The organism is Pseudomonas inefficax (assembly GCF_900277125.1).
GTDB lineage: Bacteria > Pseudomonadota > Gammaproteobacteria > Pseudomonadales > Pseudomonadaceae > Aquipseudomonas > Aquipseudomonas inefficax.
Genome location: NZ_OPYN01000016.1, coordinates 1 through 13,906, shown reverse-complemented (window position 1 = coordinate 13,906; position 13,906 = coordinate 1). Strand labels below are relative to the sequence as shown.

14 protein-coding genes are annotated in these 13,906 nt (G+C 63.6%); 4 read left to right on the top strand and 10 right to left on the bottom strand.

The window, feature by feature from the left end:
* Positions 1 to 1,038 (bottom strand): AlgP family protein (locus JV551A3_RS02060; RefSeq protein WP_167494818.1); only part of this gene is annotated, 1,038 nt, incomplete at its 3' end.
* 378 nt (positions 1,039 to 1,416) lie between these two features.
* Here JV551A3_RS02060 and JV551A3_RS02055 point away from each other — a divergent pair.
* Positions 1,417 to 2,055 (top strand): FKBP-type peptidyl-prolyl cis-trans isomerase, encoded by a 639-nt coding sequence (locus tag JV551A3_RS02055; protein ID WP_133969892.1) that lies wholly within the window; start codon positions 1,417 to 1,419, stop codon positions 2,053 to 2,055.
* A gap of 9 nt (positions 2,056 to 2,064) precedes the next feature.
* On the opposite strand, the gene rsd is transcribed toward JV551A3_RS02055, so the two are convergent.
* The 7 genes from rsd to JV551A3_RS02020 form a co-directional block, all read right to left on the bottom strand.
* Positions 2,065 to 2,535 carry a sigma D regulator gene (gene rsd / locus JV551A3_RS02050; RefSeq protein WP_133969891.1) on the bottom strand — a complete coding sequence of 157 codons (471 nt, stop codon included), beginning with the start codon at positions 2,533 to 2,535 and terminating at the stop codon, positions 2,065 to 2,067.
* 230 nt (positions 2,536 to 2,765) lie between these two features.
* Positions 2,766 to 3,272: a disulfide bond formation protein B gene (locus JV551A3_RS02045; protein WP_133969890.1), complete on the bottom strand. Its 507-nt coding sequence runs from the start codon at positions 3,270 to 3,272 to the stop codon at positions 2,766 to 2,768.
* A gap of 221 nt (positions 3,273 to 3,493) precedes the next feature.
* The gene (locus tag JV551A3_RS02040) at positions 3,494 to 4,732 is read right to left on the bottom strand and encodes a heme biosynthesis protein HemY (RefSeq protein ID WP_112251192.1); all 1,239 of its coding nucleotides are present in this window, start codon (positions 4,730 to 4,732) and stop codon (positions 3,494 to 3,496) included.
* Complete coding sequence (locus tag JV551A3_RS02035) at positions 4,729 to 5,829, bottom strand: uroporphyrinogen-III C-methyltransferase (protein ID WP_025337277.1); 1,101 nt, start codon at positions 5,827 to 5,829, stop codon at positions 4,729 to 4,731. The genes JV551A3_RS02040 and JV551A3_RS02035 overlap by 4 nt, the downstream gene beginning before the upstream one ends.
* Positions 5,830 to 5,874: 45 nt before the next feature.
* Complete coding sequence (locus JV551A3_RS02030; RefSeq protein WP_133978283.1) at positions 5,875 to 6,642, bottom strand: uroporphyrinogen-III synthase; 768 nt, start codon at positions 6,640 to 6,642, stop codon at positions 5,875 to 5,877.
* Positions 6,639 to 7,580 carry a hydroxymethylbilane synthase gene (gene hemC / locus JV551A3_RS02025; protein WP_133969888.1) on the bottom strand — a complete coding sequence of 314 codons (942 nt, stop codon included), beginning with the start codon at positions 7,578 to 7,580 and terminating at the stop codon, positions 6,639 to 6,641. The genes JV551A3_RS02030 and hemC overlap by 4 nt, the downstream gene beginning before the upstream one ends.
* Positions 7,581 to 7,824: 244 nt before the next feature.
* A complete protein-coding gene (locus tag JV551A3_RS02020; protein ID WP_015268539.1) occupies positions 7,825 to 8,568 on the bottom strand; it encodes a LytR/AlgR family response regulator transcription factor in 744 nt (247 codons plus the stop codon).
* Positions 8,569 to 8,863: 295 nt separating this feature from the next.
* On the opposite strand from JV551A3_RS02020, the gene argH reads away from it, so the two are divergent.
* On the top strand, positions 8,864 to 10,258 hold the full coding sequence (gene argH, locus JV551A3_RS02015; protein WP_025337274.1) for an argininosuccinate lyase: 1,395 nt from the start codon (positions 8,864 to 8,866) through the stop codon (positions 10,256 to 10,258).
* A 137-nt stretch (positions 10,259 to 10,395) separates the two neighbouring features.
* On the opposite strand, the gene JV551A3_RS02010 is transcribed toward argH, so the two are convergent.
* Complete coding sequence (locus JV551A3_RS02010; RefSeq protein WP_133969887.1) at positions 10,396 to 11,058, bottom strand: glutathione S-transferase; 663 nt, start codon at positions 11,056 to 11,058, stop codon at positions 10,396 to 10,398.
* A 147-nt stretch (positions 11,059 to 11,205) separates the two neighbouring features.
* On the opposite strand from JV551A3_RS02010, the gene JV551A3_RS02005 reads away from it, so the two are divergent.
* Both JV551A3_RS02005 and JV551A3_RS02000 read left to right on the top strand, forming a co-directional pair.
* Positions 11,206 to 11,505 (top strand): hypothetical protein, encoded by a 300-nt coding sequence (locus JV551A3_RS02005; protein ID WP_016497478.1) that lies wholly within the window; start codon positions 11,206 to 11,208, stop codon positions 11,503 to 11,505.
* Between the two features lie 69 nt (positions 11,506 to 11,574).
* Complete coding sequence (locus JV551A3_RS02000; protein ID WP_015268535.1) at positions 11,575 to 11,820, top strand: TIGR02647 family protein; 246 nt, start codon at positions 11,575 to 11,577, stop codon at positions 11,818 to 11,820.
* Between the two features lie 144 nt (positions 11,821 to 11,964).
* On the opposite strand, the gene JV551A3_RS01995 is transcribed toward JV551A3_RS02000, so the two are convergent.
* The coding region (locus tag JV551A3_RS01995; RefSeq protein WP_235874532.1) for an FTR1 family protein at positions 11,965 to 13,906 on the bottom strand (1,942 nt) is incomplete at its 5' end.

The following is a 13,906-nucleotide window of genomic DNA, read 5'->3' as shown; positions in this document are numbered from 1 at the left end:
CGCGGCGGCCGGAGTGCTGGCGGCTGGCGTAGCCGGTTTGGCTTCGGCTGGCTTGCTGGCAACAGGCTTGGCAGCTGCTGGCTTGGCGGCGGGTTTGGCGGCCGCGCGTGCTGGAGCCTTGGCGGCAGCTGGTTTGGCTGCAGGCTTGGCAGCGGTAGTGGCCTTGGCGGCTGGCTTGGCTGCAGGTTTGGCAGCGGCAGTGGCCTTGGCGGCTGGCTTGGCTGCAGGTTTGGCAGCAGCAGTAGCCTTGGCGGCTGGCTTGGCTGCAGGTTTGGCAGCAGCAGTGGCCTTGGCAGCTGGCTTGGCTGCAGCAGTGGCTTTGGCAGCTGGCTTGGCTGCAGGCTTGGCAGCAGCAGTGGCCTTGGCGGCTGGCTTGGCTGCAGGTTTAGCAGCAGTGGCTTTGGCAGCTGGTTTGGCCGCAGGCTTGGCAGCAGCGGTGGCTTTGGCAGCTGGTTTGGCCGCAGGTTTAGCAGCAGCAGTGGCTTTGGCAGCTGGTTTGGCCGCAGGCTTGGCAGCAGCAGTGGCTTTGGCAGTTGGTTTGGCCGCAGGTTTGGCTGCAGCAGTGGTCTTGGCAACTGGCTTGGCTGCAGCAGCCTTGGTGACGAGTTTGGCGGCTGCCGGTTTGGAAGTCTTGGCAGCACGCTGGTCAAGCGCTTTGGCTGCAGCTTCGCGAACCTTGCCTACACCTTGGGCCAGCTTGAGGCTGTCCTGGGCATCGCGCTTGAGTTGCTGGATATAAGAACGGGTCTGGGTTTGACGTTCCTTGAGGGAGTCGAGCAGCTCTTCAAGTTCGCCAATGGCTTTTTGCGCCTTGGTCTGCGCCTTGGCTTTACCTGCCTTGGCCGCGTCTTGCAGTTTCAGGCGACCGTTGTGCAGTTTCTCCTGGGCCTTGCCACGCTGCTTCTCCAACTTGGCCAGCAGTTTTTCCGCATCAGCCAGCGCTTGCGAGCAGGCATCTTCCAAGTGTTCGAGCAAGCTGCCCGAAAGTTGCTGGAGCAGGTGTAACGGCGTGCTTACTGGCTTCTTTTTAGCCGACATGGTTTACCTCCTGGCTGACGAGTTTGCGGCTCATACTATGCTTCTGCTGCTACCGCCGCTAGGGCATGTTGACAGTATTATTTACGCCGCGTTGCATGCCTGGGCAAAGTTGTTATCTTGCAGCTCCGAGCAAGTGTAGTTGCTGAATAAATCATTGCTGATATTTGGCAGTTATCTGTATTGCACAGCCGCTGTAGGAGCGGCCTTGTGTCGCGATGGGCTGCGGAGCAGCCCCTGGGTTTCAGCACCACCGCAGATATTGCCGGGGCTGCTTTGCAGCCCTGTCGCGACACAAGGCCGCTCCTACAAGGACTGCGAGCACACAATACAAAACGGAACACTGGCATACTTCCCCGCTCATTGGCGCAGGAACTGACCATGTCTCGATATCTTGTTTTAGGTTTATGCCTGCTGGCACCCATCGCCCTGGCCGACAGCAAAGAACATGACCTTGCCTACAGCATCGGCGCCAGCCTGGGTGAGCGACTGCGCCAGGATGTACCGGACCTGCAGCTGGATGCGCTGATAGAAGGCCTGCGCCATTCCTACGAGGGACAACCGCTGAAACTCGACAAGGCACGCATGCAGGCCTTGCTCCAACAGCAGGAAGCGCAGGAAGGCGATGCCGCCATGCAAAAGCTGCAAGCTGCTGAAACACGCTTCATGGCCAACGAGCGTGGTCGTTATGGCGTACATGAACTACCGGAGGGCGTGCTCTACAGCGAACTGCAAGCAGGTACGGGCGCGCAGCCCAAAGCCGGTGGCAAGGTGCAGGTGCGTTATGTGGGCAGGCTGCCAGACGGCTCGGTGTTCGACCAGAACCAGACGCCCCAGTGGTTCAGCCTGGATTCGGTGATCGAAGGGTGGCAGGTAGCCTTGCCAAAGATGCACGCTGGCGCCAAATGGCGCTTGGTGATTCCGTCAGCGCAAGCTTATGGCGCCGAGGGCGCAGGGGACCTGATAGCACCCTACACACCCCTGGTGTTCGAGATCGAACTGCTGGCGGTTGGCGACTGACGCCAACCCTCAGGCCTGGACTGCGTCTACTTCCTTGTGTGCGTTGTGCAGCACCTCGATGAGGCAGTCTTCCAGTTCGAAGCGCTCGTGCAGCAGAGCGCCCAGCTTGGCCAGCTTCTCGGCGAAGCGTTCGCTGTCCTTGCATTCGCCTTTGTCGCAATGGTCATTGAAGGCCAGTGCAAACTGAGTGCTTTCATCGATGCGCGGATTGATCTGCGTGGCCAGTTCCAGGCCTCGCGTGTCACCAAATGCCTTGGCTTCGCTGACCAATTGTTCGCTGACCTCGAAATGCCAAGCCGAAACGTAATCGACAAGGAGCGTGCAAAATTCCCCGTTCGTGTCCTTGTCGGCGAAGGTCGGCTTCACATCGCGCAATGCGCGGAAAGCCTGCACCAGTTCCTGGCGCTCCTCCAGCCAGCGATCGATCAGCTTGTGAACCCCACCCCAGCGTTCCTGAGCGTTCTGGCAACTATCGAGCATGGCTATCTCTTCCCTTCTGGGTAGATGCCGCTGCACCTCGCACCACGACCATGCAGCACAAAGGTGACATCAGCAGGCGGCATCGAGCAGTTGTGTTTTCGGTATGCGTGCTGGGAGATTATTCCCGCACGGGCTGGCCTTCAAGGTACGCAGCGGACAAAGTTCATACAAGTGTTTAATACCCTGTTACACGGCCATTGGTCGTACCAATGGCGCAACCTTGCGCCAGGTCATGTTCTCGCCAGGCTGCGGAAACGATACGCCAGCAGGCAACTCAAGGGCAGCATCGCTAGCAGCAGGAAAGCCAGGAGGCTCCACTCGGGCAGGGTCAGGTCAAGAAAGCTCCAGGCCAGAGAGCTGCAATCCGGGCCGCCGAACAACAGCTGCCGGGCCGCCTCGCCCCAGGATTGTTCGAACAGCCGACCGAGCGGCACCGGGCAGACAGGGATGGCCCCGTCATCCCCTTGCAACCAGACATGTCGCGCTGCCAGCAACGCCCCGGCCAGCGAACAGCCCAGCGTTGCCCGCGCGTAACAGCGAATGCCCGCCGTACCCGGAGCCTGCAGCACTGCCGCCAGGCACAGTAGCGCGTACACGCCAAGCAGCAGCCGCTGACTGAAACACAACGGGCAGGGCACCAGCCCGAGGACGCTTTCCAGGTGGACAGACGCGGCCAGTACCGCCAGTGCAGCAAGGCAGGCAGGTAGGAAAAAGGTGCGCAAACGGGCCGGCAGCATGGGCGGTGAAGGTCCCGGGATAATGAAGTGGCTTGAAACGGTAGAGGAAAGACGCGCTTTGTTTCAAGGCGCGACAGCAATGACAAGTCGCTGAATCGCGAAGGAAATTTCCAACCATGCGGTAGGAAACGTCTGAAGAAATGGACTGCAGATCTAACTTACATCGAAAGGAAAGTTACCTGCCCCCGGAGCCCGCACTTTTGCGCGGGCCCTGGGGTAGGTCAGGCGCGTACGCCTTCGGGCAATGGCAGGGCTAGCAAGCGCTCGTCCAGCAGGCCGAGGCCCTCCTGGAACAGCTGGTTGCTGCGCTCGGTCTCGCCAAGGCCGGCGAGCAGGCGCGCCAGCTCGGCACAGGCCTCGGGGTTGCGCTCCATGCGCAGGCTGCTTTCGAGGTAGTCGCGTGCCTTGCCCCACAGGCGGTTCTGCAGGCTCAGGCGGCCCAGGGTAAGCAGCAGGCTGGCATCTTGCGGGTGGGCCTTGAGCCAACCTTCGGCCGTTTGCAGCTGGCGCGCCGGGTCATCGCCACGCACCAGGCCGTACAGGCGGGCCAGGTGGCTTTCGTAGTCACGCTTGAGGGCAGTGCGCAGCACCTGTTCGGCTTCGCTCTGAGCACCCACCTGGCGCAGTTGCTCGGCATAGGCCAGCACCAGCTGTGGCTCCTGGCGCTGGGCCGCGGTCAGTTGCTGCCAGGCGCGCTCCAGCGCCTGGCGGGCGCTTTGCGCATCCTCGCCACGGGTGCTGGCCAGGCTCAGGTTCTGGCCCCAGGCACGTTGCTCGAGAGCCGCCAGTTCGGTAGCTGGCAGCACCTTGTGCTTGCGCAGGTCGGGCAGCAGGCGGATCAGTGCCGACCAGTCGCCGCGCTCCAGATACAGGCGCTGCAGCAGGCGCAGCACCTGGCTGTTGTGCGGGTGGCGCTCCTGCATGGCCAGCAGGGTTTCCAGCGCACCATCGCTTTCGCCACGGTCCATCTGCAACTGTGCATGGGTGAGGGCGATGGCCAGTTCCGCTTGCGGCTGGCGCTCCAGGGCACGCTCCAGCAGGTTGTCGCTGTCTTCGGTACGGCCTTGCTCGTTGGCCGCACGCGCGGCACCGAGGTAGAACAGCAGCGGCTGGCGCTCGGCCTCGGCAGCCCGGTGCAGGTGGCGCTGGGCACTGGCCCAGCGGCCCTCGGCGAGGTCCAGCTGGCCCTGCTCGATGGCCAGGCGAATACGCCGGCTGCGATTACGCCGCGACCACGGGTTGACCACACCGCTGGAGGTCAGCACCAGGCCGACCAGGTAGCGCACCAGCCACAGCAGCAGCACGACAGCCAGCAAACCGGCCAGGGCCGCCCACAGCCCCGACTGGTAACGGAAGCTGCCATAGGAGATCAGCACATAGCCGCTGTGCTTGGCGACCGCGATACCCAGCGCCGCAGCGACCACGATCGCCAGCACGGCCAGCAGGTAGACACGCTTCATGGTTTGCCCCCTTCAGCCTCGGCCGGCAGGTGGCGACGCTGGATATAGGCCTGCACTGCGGCCAGGCTTTCGCTGAGGTCAGGGGTAACCACCGACACCGGCTGTTCGGCCAGGGCATTGAGGCTGTCAAGCATGGCCTTGCTTTGCGGGTTGTCTGCGTTGAAGTTGGCCAGCAGTACGCTGCGGGCGTCGTCCAGCGCCTGGGTGTAAACCTTGCTGTCGCCATTGAGCGCTGCCCACTGAGCCTGCTCGATGGTCAGGCTCAGGGCCAGGCGCAGCTGGTTCAGCTGCTGCCCGGCCAGCAGCGGACGCACGTTGTCATCGGCGTTGAAGTCGATCTGGAAGTACTTGGAGATCTCGGCCCACCACTGGGACAGGCGACTGGCGCCGTCACCATCGGCGGTGAGCGCGCCCAGGGCATCGGCATTGGTGTCGAACTCCGGCGACTGGGCGCTGAGTTGCTGCACCAGCTCGCGCTGAGCGGCCAGTTTCAGGAACAGGCCGGTGCGGTCCGGTTGCTGGGTGCTGTTGAGCGTGGCCAGGCTGCGCGCCAGTTGCTCACGGGCAGCGAAGGCACCCGGATCGCTCTGCTCGCGCAGGATCTCGTCGGCACCCTCTACCAAGGCCTTGGCACTGGTAATGTCCTGCAGCGCAGACAGCCGCAGGGTGGCCAGGCGCAGCAGGTGCTCGGCCTCGGCCAGGCGCCATTCCTTGCGGCTTTCGCCCAGTACGGTTTCCAGACGCTGGCTGAGGCGTTGCTGGTCGCCTTGCAGCTGTGCCACCAGGCGGCGGCGGTCTTCCAGCTCGCTGGCCGCCGGCAGGCTGGCCAGCTGCGCGCTGATCTGCTGTTCACGCTGCTGCAGGGCCTCAGCGCGCTGGTTCAGCGCCTCGATGTGCTGGCCCTGGTTGAATTCGCTGCCTTGCAGCTGACGCACCTGCCAGACACCCCAGCCACCTACCGCCACTCCGGCCGCGCCCAACAGCAGGGCCAGCGTTGCCAGGCCACTGCCGGAGCGCTTGGCAGGTGGGGCGGTGACGGGTTCCGCCGGCGCCTGTGCCGACGGCTGATCGTTATTGGACAAGACAGTCTCGCTCACGTATCCATCCTTTGCATGGGGGCGCATCGCGTTCAGCTTAGCGCCTTAAGAGGCAGGTGCAGCGCTGCGCTGCACGGCTGCCAGCAAGGCCGTGGCACTGGCGCCACGGCAATCCACAACCTGTTGGGCCCCGGCGGCCCTGGCCTGGTCTGCAACCCGAGGGCTGGGCACGAACAGCGGCAGACGCGCCAGCTGCGGCCAATCAGCGCCGGCCATCTGCTGCAAGTGTTCAAAACCCTGCCCACTGCTGACCACCAGGCCATTGAGGCGTTCCGCTTCGATGCGGCGCATCAGGGTGCCCGCCGGGTAAGCCGGCAGGCAGCGACGATACAGTTCCAGATAATCGACACTAGCACCTTGCTCCGCAAGACGCTCTGCCAGCAGTTCGCGACCTCCGACACCACGAACGATCAACATCCGCGGTGCCGGCGTGGCAACTGCCTGGCGCAGGGCCGGCAGCGCCAGCAACGCTTCGCTGTCATCGCCACGTGGCGGGAAGCTCACCGTCAGGCCCGCCCGCTGCAGCACGGCGGCGGTCGCCTCGCCCACAGTGAACCAGCTCTGCAGGGGAGGCTGCAGGCCGGCATCGGCCAGTTGCTCAAGCAACAACCGGGCTGCCGGCTTGCTGACCACGATAATCGCCTGGAAACTCCGCAGGCCTTCCAGCAACTGGCGTTGCTGGTTATCCACAGCGACGGGCTCGATTGCCAGCAGCGGCAGGCAACTGCTGGCCACCCCCGCCGCTGCCAGGCTTTGCGCCAGTGCCGCACAATCCTCGGCAGGCCGGGTCAGCAACAGGCGCCAGGAGCTCACGGGTGGCCGGCCTCGCCGTAGACTTCCTTGAGGATGGCCTCGGCGCCCTGCCCCAGCAGGTCCTCGGCCACCTGCACGCCCAAGGTTTCGGCGGCAGTACGGGGGGCGCGGGCATCGGCCACCAGCAGGGTGCCGCCGCTGGGCTGGCCTACCAGGCCACGCAGCCACAGCTGGTCACCTTCCAGCACCGCATAGCAGGCGATCGGTACCTGGCAGCCGCCATTCAGGCGTTTGTTCAAGGCACGTTCGGCCACCACCCGGTCGGCGGTATCGGCATGATGCAGCGGCGCCAGCAGCGCATGGATTTCCTGGTCGGCGCTACGGCACTCGATGCCCACCGCGCCCTGGCCACCAGCCGGCAGGCTGTCATCGACGCTGATGGTGGAGGTGATTCGGTCTTCGAAGCCCAGGCGGATCAGGCCGGCGGCGGCGAGGATGATGGCGTCGTACTCACCGGCATCCAACTTGGCCAGGCGAGTGTTGACATTGCCACGCAGGAAGCGGATTTGCAGGTCCGGGCGACGCGCAAGCAGCTGGGCCTGGCGACGCAGGCTGGAGGTGCCGACAATGCTGCCGGCAGGCAGCGCTTTGAGGCTGTCGAAGGTGTTGGAAACGAAGGCGTCTCGCGGGTCTTCGCGCTCGCAGATGCAGTACAGGCCCAGGCCTTCGGGGAAGTCCATGGGCACATCCTTCATCGAGTGCACGGCGATGTCGGCTTCATTGTCCAGCAGGGCGGTTTCCAGTTCCTTGACGAACAGGCCCTTGCCACCGATCTTCGCCAGCGGCGCGTCGAGCAGCTTGTCGCCACGGCTGACCATGGGCACCAGGGTCACCAGCAGACCGGGGTGGGCCTGCTCGAGGCGGGCTTTGACGTATTCGGCCTGCCACAGGGCCAAGGCACTTTTACGGGTGGCAATGCGGATTTCGCGAGTGGACATGGAACGCCCCGATCCAGAGAAATGCTGCCGATGATAACAGCATCGCCGGTATCGCTAGCAGATACGGATCAACAGGCCATGCGTGGTTTTGCTGTGGGAGCGGCCTTGTGTCGCGAAAGGGCCGCACAGCGGCCCCAGGGTTTCGGCAGCGATGCATAATTTGCTGGGGCCGCTTTGCGGCCCTTTCGCGACACAAGGCCGCTCCCACAATGCCCAAGCAAATCCACAGAGTTGCGCAAAGGGCTCAGAGGGTCTGCATCATCTTGCGCACACCGGCCACATGCCGGCGGCTTACGGTCAGGGCATCGCCGTCAAGGCCTTTCAGGTACAGCTGGAAATGCCCCAGCGGCGTGCGCTGCAGGCGCTCGATACGCTCACGGGCGACCAGCGCATTGCGGTGGATACGCACGAAGCGTTCGCCAAACTCGTCTTCCAGGGCCTTGAGCGGCTCGTCGAGCAGCACTTCCCCGGCCTCGTGGCGCAAGGTCACGTACTTGTGGTCGGCAATGAAATAGATCACCTGGGGCAAAGGAATCAGCTCAATGCCTTTGCGCGTGCGGGCACTGATGTGGCTGCGCGGGCCGCCGCCTTCGTTGGCCGGCCTGGTGAGCGCCGCCAACTGGGCGCGGTTGGGTTTTTCGGCCTTGCGCAAGGCATCGCGCAAGGCCTGGGCCTGGAAAGGTTTGGTCACATGGCTGAGGGTACTGTCCTTGAAAGCCTCGGCACCGTATTCATCGTCCCCGGTGCAAAACACCACCGCCGGCGGCGCCTCGCGCTCGCACAGGCGAGCAGCAACCTGCAGGCCGTCCAGGCCTGGCATGCCGATGTCCAGCAGGACCACATCGGGCTTGAGGCTTTCGATCAGCGCCAAGGCCTCCTCGCCGTTGGTGGCGCTAGGCTCCAGCACGGTGTAACCCTCCAGTTCGCCGAGCAGCCGGCTAAGGCGCTCACGGCCTTGGGGTTCGTCATCAACGATCAGGACATTCATAATTGCGCTGGATTCCTGAATGAGTCTCGCACAGGTATAGCGTAGACAGGTATGGTTCGAGCGACACAAGGTCACGCTCTAGACCGGTGCGATGGCCAAAGATTCACTCGGCCGGCAGATTCACTGCCAGTCCTCTGTCCAACTGTAGACGGTCCGTGGAACACTGCCGTTCATTCCTTGAAATCCTTGTCAGCCATTTTCCGGGCATTTCTCTCGACCGGCGCCCTGCGGCAGCCAGTCCAACCCTGCTATTATCGGCGCCACTTTTTCGTTCACGCCTGCAATGAGTGAATCCATGAGCACCGACAAGACCAATCAGTCCTGGGGCGGCCGCTTCAGTGAGCCCGTCGACGCCTTCGTCGCCCGTTTCACCGCCTCGGTCGATTTCGACAAGCGCCTGTACCGCCACGACATCATGGGTTCGATCGCCCATGCCACCATGCTGGCGCAGGTCGGCGTGCTCAGCGATGCCGAGCGCGACACCATCATCGATGGCCTGAAGACCATCCAGGGCGAGATCGAGGCCGGCACCTTCGACTGGCGTGTCGATCTGGAAGACGTGCACATGAACATCGAGGCACGCCTGACCGACCGTATCGGCATCACCGGCAAGAAGCTGCACACCGGCCGTAGCCGCAACGACCAGGTGGCCACCGATATTCGCCTGTGGCTGCGCGACGAAATCGACCTGATCCTGGCTGAGATTACCCGCCTGCAGCAGGGCCTGCTGGAGCAGGCCGAGCGTGAAGCCGAAACCATCATGCCTGGCTTCACCCACCTGCAGACGGCCCAGCCGGTCACCTTCGGTCATCACCTGCTGGCCTGGTTCGAAATGCTCAGCCGCGACTACGAGCGCCTGGTCGACTGCCGCAAACGTGCCAACCGCATGCCACTGGGCAGCGCCGCGCTGGCAGGCACCACCTACCCGATCGACCGCGAACTCACCTGCAAGCTGCTGGGCTTCGAAGCCGTGGCCGGCAACTCGTTGGACGGCGTGTCGGACCGTGACTTCGCCATCGAATTCTGCGCCGCCGCCAGCGTGGCGATGATGCACCTGTCGCGCTTCTCCGAAGAGCTGGTGCTGTGGACCAGCGCGCAGTTCCAGTTCATCGACCTGCCAGACCGCTTCTGCACCGGCAGCTCGATCATGCCGCAGAAAAAGAACCCGGACGTGCCGGAGCTGGTACGTGGCAAGAGCGGCCGCGTGTTCGGCGCCCTGACCGGCCTGCTGACCCTGATGAAAGGCCAGCCGCTGGCCTACAACAAGGACAACCAGGAAGACAAGGAGCCGCTGTTCGACGCCGCCGACACCCTGCGCGACTCGCTGCGTGCCTTTGCCGACATGATCCCGGCAATCAAGCCCAAGCACGCCATCATGCGTGAAGCGGCCCTGCGCGGTTTCTCCACCGCCACCGACCTGGCCGACTACCTGGTACGCCGTGGCCTGCCGTTCCGTGATTGCCACGAGATCGTGGGCCACGCGGTGAAGTATGGCGTGGACACCGGCAAAGACCTGGCCGAGATGAGCCTGGACGAACTGCGCCAGTTCAGCGACCAGATCGAGCAGGACGTGTTTGCCGTGCTGACCCTGGAAGGCTCGGTGAATGCCCGTAACCACATTGGTGGTACCGCACCGGCGCAGGTGCGTGCGGCGGTTGCCCGCGGCAAGGCGCTGCTGGCTTCGCGTTAACCCCTCGCTGCCCTGCTCCCTGTAGGAGCAGCCTTGTGCTGCGAAGAGGCCGGTGCAAACACCATGGATTTAGGGTGTCTGCACTGACCTCTTCGCAGCACAAGGCTGCTCCTACAGAGACTTGCACTGGATCTGGATTAGCGTTTACCGCTGCGAATCATCTCCATGAAGGCCGGCATCGCCGCCTCCTTGTCCGCCACGATCCGCGCCATGTGCGGATTGTCTCCCATCAGCTGCAACAACGCCTTGGCCTGCGGGAAGTCCGCCAGGAAGTCGACGTTCAGCACTTTCTTGCCCACGGCACAGGCCAGGTCGACCGAGAAGCAGAACATCAGGTCTGCCAGGGTCAGTTGCCCACCCGCTACATAGGGTGCGAAGCGGCCGTTGCGCTTGAGCGTGGCAAAACCTGCCAGCAGGTCGGTACGGGCTTTTTCTTTTATCAGCGGCTCGACCTGCATACCAAAGAAAGACTCGGCATAGCAGGTACGCGCCGGCAGCTCGATGTACAGCTCGATTTCCTTGAGCAGTTCGCGCACCTTGGCCTGCCCGAACGGGTCGGCCGGCAGCAGCGCCTTGCCGCCCTGGGTCTGCTCGATATAGTCGAGGATCACACTGGTTTCGCTGAGGAAGCCATGTTCGGTCTCCAGCACCGGAACCTTGCCTCGCGGGCTCACTTCCAGCGCCTGTGGCGCCTGGCCGCCATAGAAAGTGACTTCCTCGAAGGGCAAGCCTTTTTCCAGCAAGGCCAGCTTGACCATGTTGTAGTAGTTGCTGACCGAGAATCCATGAAGCTTGAGCATGAGGTAACAGCCTCCAGGCCGTAAGGGGTTGGCTCGGCTTTTATAGACCGTTCGGCCACACCTGACCAGCGTCATGCGCCCCGTCAATGCCCGGGCATTGCCGCCACGGGCGTGGCACACTGTGCATCCCATCACAGGAGTACCGCCATGAGCGAGCCCACCGACATCGACAACGACGACGAAGCCTTCGCCGAGGCAACGCTGACCCAGGCCATCGAGAACCAGATAGAAAGCGGCGAGCCGCCTGCGGCCAAGGCCACCTTCAACAAGCTGACCCTGGTTGGCTATGAGCGTGAAGACATTCTCAACCTGATGGCCCATGTGCTGGCCTTCGAGATCGACAACATGCTGGTGGAAGACCGCGCGTTCAACGGCGAGTGGTACGAGAATGCCCTGCGTGCGCTGCCGGAGCTGCCGCCTGAGATGGATCAAGGCGAGGACGAATAACCCGGCTACACTCGAAGATCAGGCACCGTAGAAAGTGCCGTAATCCTTGTCTGGAAGTCAGGAGTCGCCATGCCTTTTACCCCCGATCTGATTGCTGAACTGGAAGTACTTTCGCTGTTCAAGCACGACAGCAGCCAGGAAGGCATCAAGATTCACAAGAACGCCTCCCCTGCCCTGGTAGCCGCCGCGCAGCGCCTGCATGAAAAGGGGCTGACCGATCAACCTGATGGCGGCTACCTGACCAGCCTGGGTCATGACGCTGTCGAAAGTGTCCAGCTTCTGCAGAACATTCTCAAGGCGCCACAGCCGGCCTGAATGGCGGACTTGGTCAAACTTTGAAACTTGCGCGGTCCCTGTGGGAGCGGCTTCAGCCGCGAACACCGGCGCAGCCGGTGCCATACACCGCGTCGCCTGATTCGCGGGTAAACCCGCTCCCACAGGGACCGAGCAGGCCGCCGGTCAGTGAGCTGTCGCCCTGCGCTTTTCTGCCAGGCGCGAACGCCCGTATAGGAACACGATCGCCAGCAAGGCCAGTGCCTGCGCCGAAAGCGAGTAGGCGTCAGCGTGAATCCCCAGCCAGTCGAATTCGAAGAACGCCACCGGCCGCGTTCCAAGTACCCCGGCCTCTTGCAGCGCCTTCACGCCATGCCCTGCGAACACCACCGACAAGGCACATAGCAGCGCGGCGTTGATGCTGAAGAACAGCGACAGCGGCAGCTTGGCCGAGCCACGCAGAATCACCCAGGCCAATCCCACCAGCAGCACCAACGCCGTGGCACCACCCGCCAGCACCGCCTGGTGCCCCGCTTGGCCAGCCTGCAGCCACAGGGTTTCGTAGAACAGGATCACTTCGAACAGTTCGCGGTAAACCGAGAAGAACGCCAGCACGGCAAAGCCGAAGCGTCCGCCACCACTGACCAGGCTGCTCTTGATGTAGTCCTGCCAGGCGGCGGCATGGCGGCGGTCGTGCATCCACACGCCAAGCCACAGCACCATCACCGCGGCGAAGAGCGCCGTGCAGCCTTCCAGCAGTTCGCGCTGGGCGCCACCGACGTCGATCACGTAGGCTGCCAGTGCCCAGGTTGCGAAACCGGCCACCAGCGCCAAACCCCAGCCGATGTTGACACTGCGCACCGCCGACTGCTGGCCGGTATTGCGCAGGAAGGCCAGGATCGCCGCGAGCACCAGAATCGCCTCCAGGCCTTCGCGTAACAGGATCAGCAACCCGGAAACAAAGCTCAGCGACCAGCTCAGGCCATCGCTGCCCAGCAGCTTGGAAGCCTGCTCCAGCTTGGCCTTGGCTTCGCTCAGGCGTTGTTCGGCCTGGGCCACGGGCAAGCCGTCCTGCAGCGACTGACGGTAGGCCATCAGTGATTTCTCGGTGTCCTTGCGCGCCTGGGTGTCTATGTTGTCCAGCGAGCTTTCCACCAGCTCGAAGCCTTCCAGGTAGGCCGCCACCGACAGGTCGTAGGCCTGATCGTGGTCACCTGCGCGGTAAGCTGCCAGGCTCTTGTCCAGGGTACTGGCGGTGTATTCGAGCAATTGCGCCGGACCACGTTTGACCTGTGGCGGCTGCGCACGCTGGGCGCGGAAGGCCTCCACGGCCGTGGCACCTTCGCTGGCGGCGACTTCGGCCGGGGTCTGGCGGGCCAGGTCGGCAATGTTCCAGGTCTTGTCACCCTTGCCGGCCTGCGGATTGGCGGTGAAGCCGGCAATGTATGCAGCCACGTCCCAACGCTGGCGGTCATCCAACTGGTCGGCAAAAGACGGCATCTCGGTACCGTCGATGCCAAGGGCCAGGGTGTTGTAGAGATCGAACAGGCTCAACTGGTCAAGGCGCGAGACATCGCGCAGGTTGGCGGGTGCAGGCTCCAGCCCCACACCGGCTGGGCCATCGCCAGCGCCGGTGTCGCCGTGGCAGATCGAGCAGTTTTGCGCATACAGCGAAGCGCCGCGGGCCGGGTCAGGGGTGATCACCGGGGCCTGGCTAACCTCGTAGGCCACTGCCAGGCGCGCGCCCAACTGGCGGGCCTGCTTGGCAACGGCAGCCCCTTCCTGGCGCTGGTCGATGGCCTCGCGCAGCGCCTGGACGCCCTGCTCCAGGGCTGCTTGTTCGGCATGCGCAGGCAGGCCTTTGACCAGATCGGCCAATACCGCGCTGAACTCCTGCTGCTCGCGGTATTCACCATCGTCGATCACCTTGCCGTCTTGCACGGTGGGCGGGTAGTCGGCGCCAATGTAGTCCAGCAGGTGCAGGGCCTTGGTGGCCTCGGCGGGGGCTTCGGCCAACGCCAGGGTGCTGCACAGCGCCAGCACCGGGCCGAGCAATATAGCCGGCAGCCAGGCAAGCAGACGGGAACGGGTTTTCATGGCCAGTCTCGAAGGGAATGCGAAAGAGAAC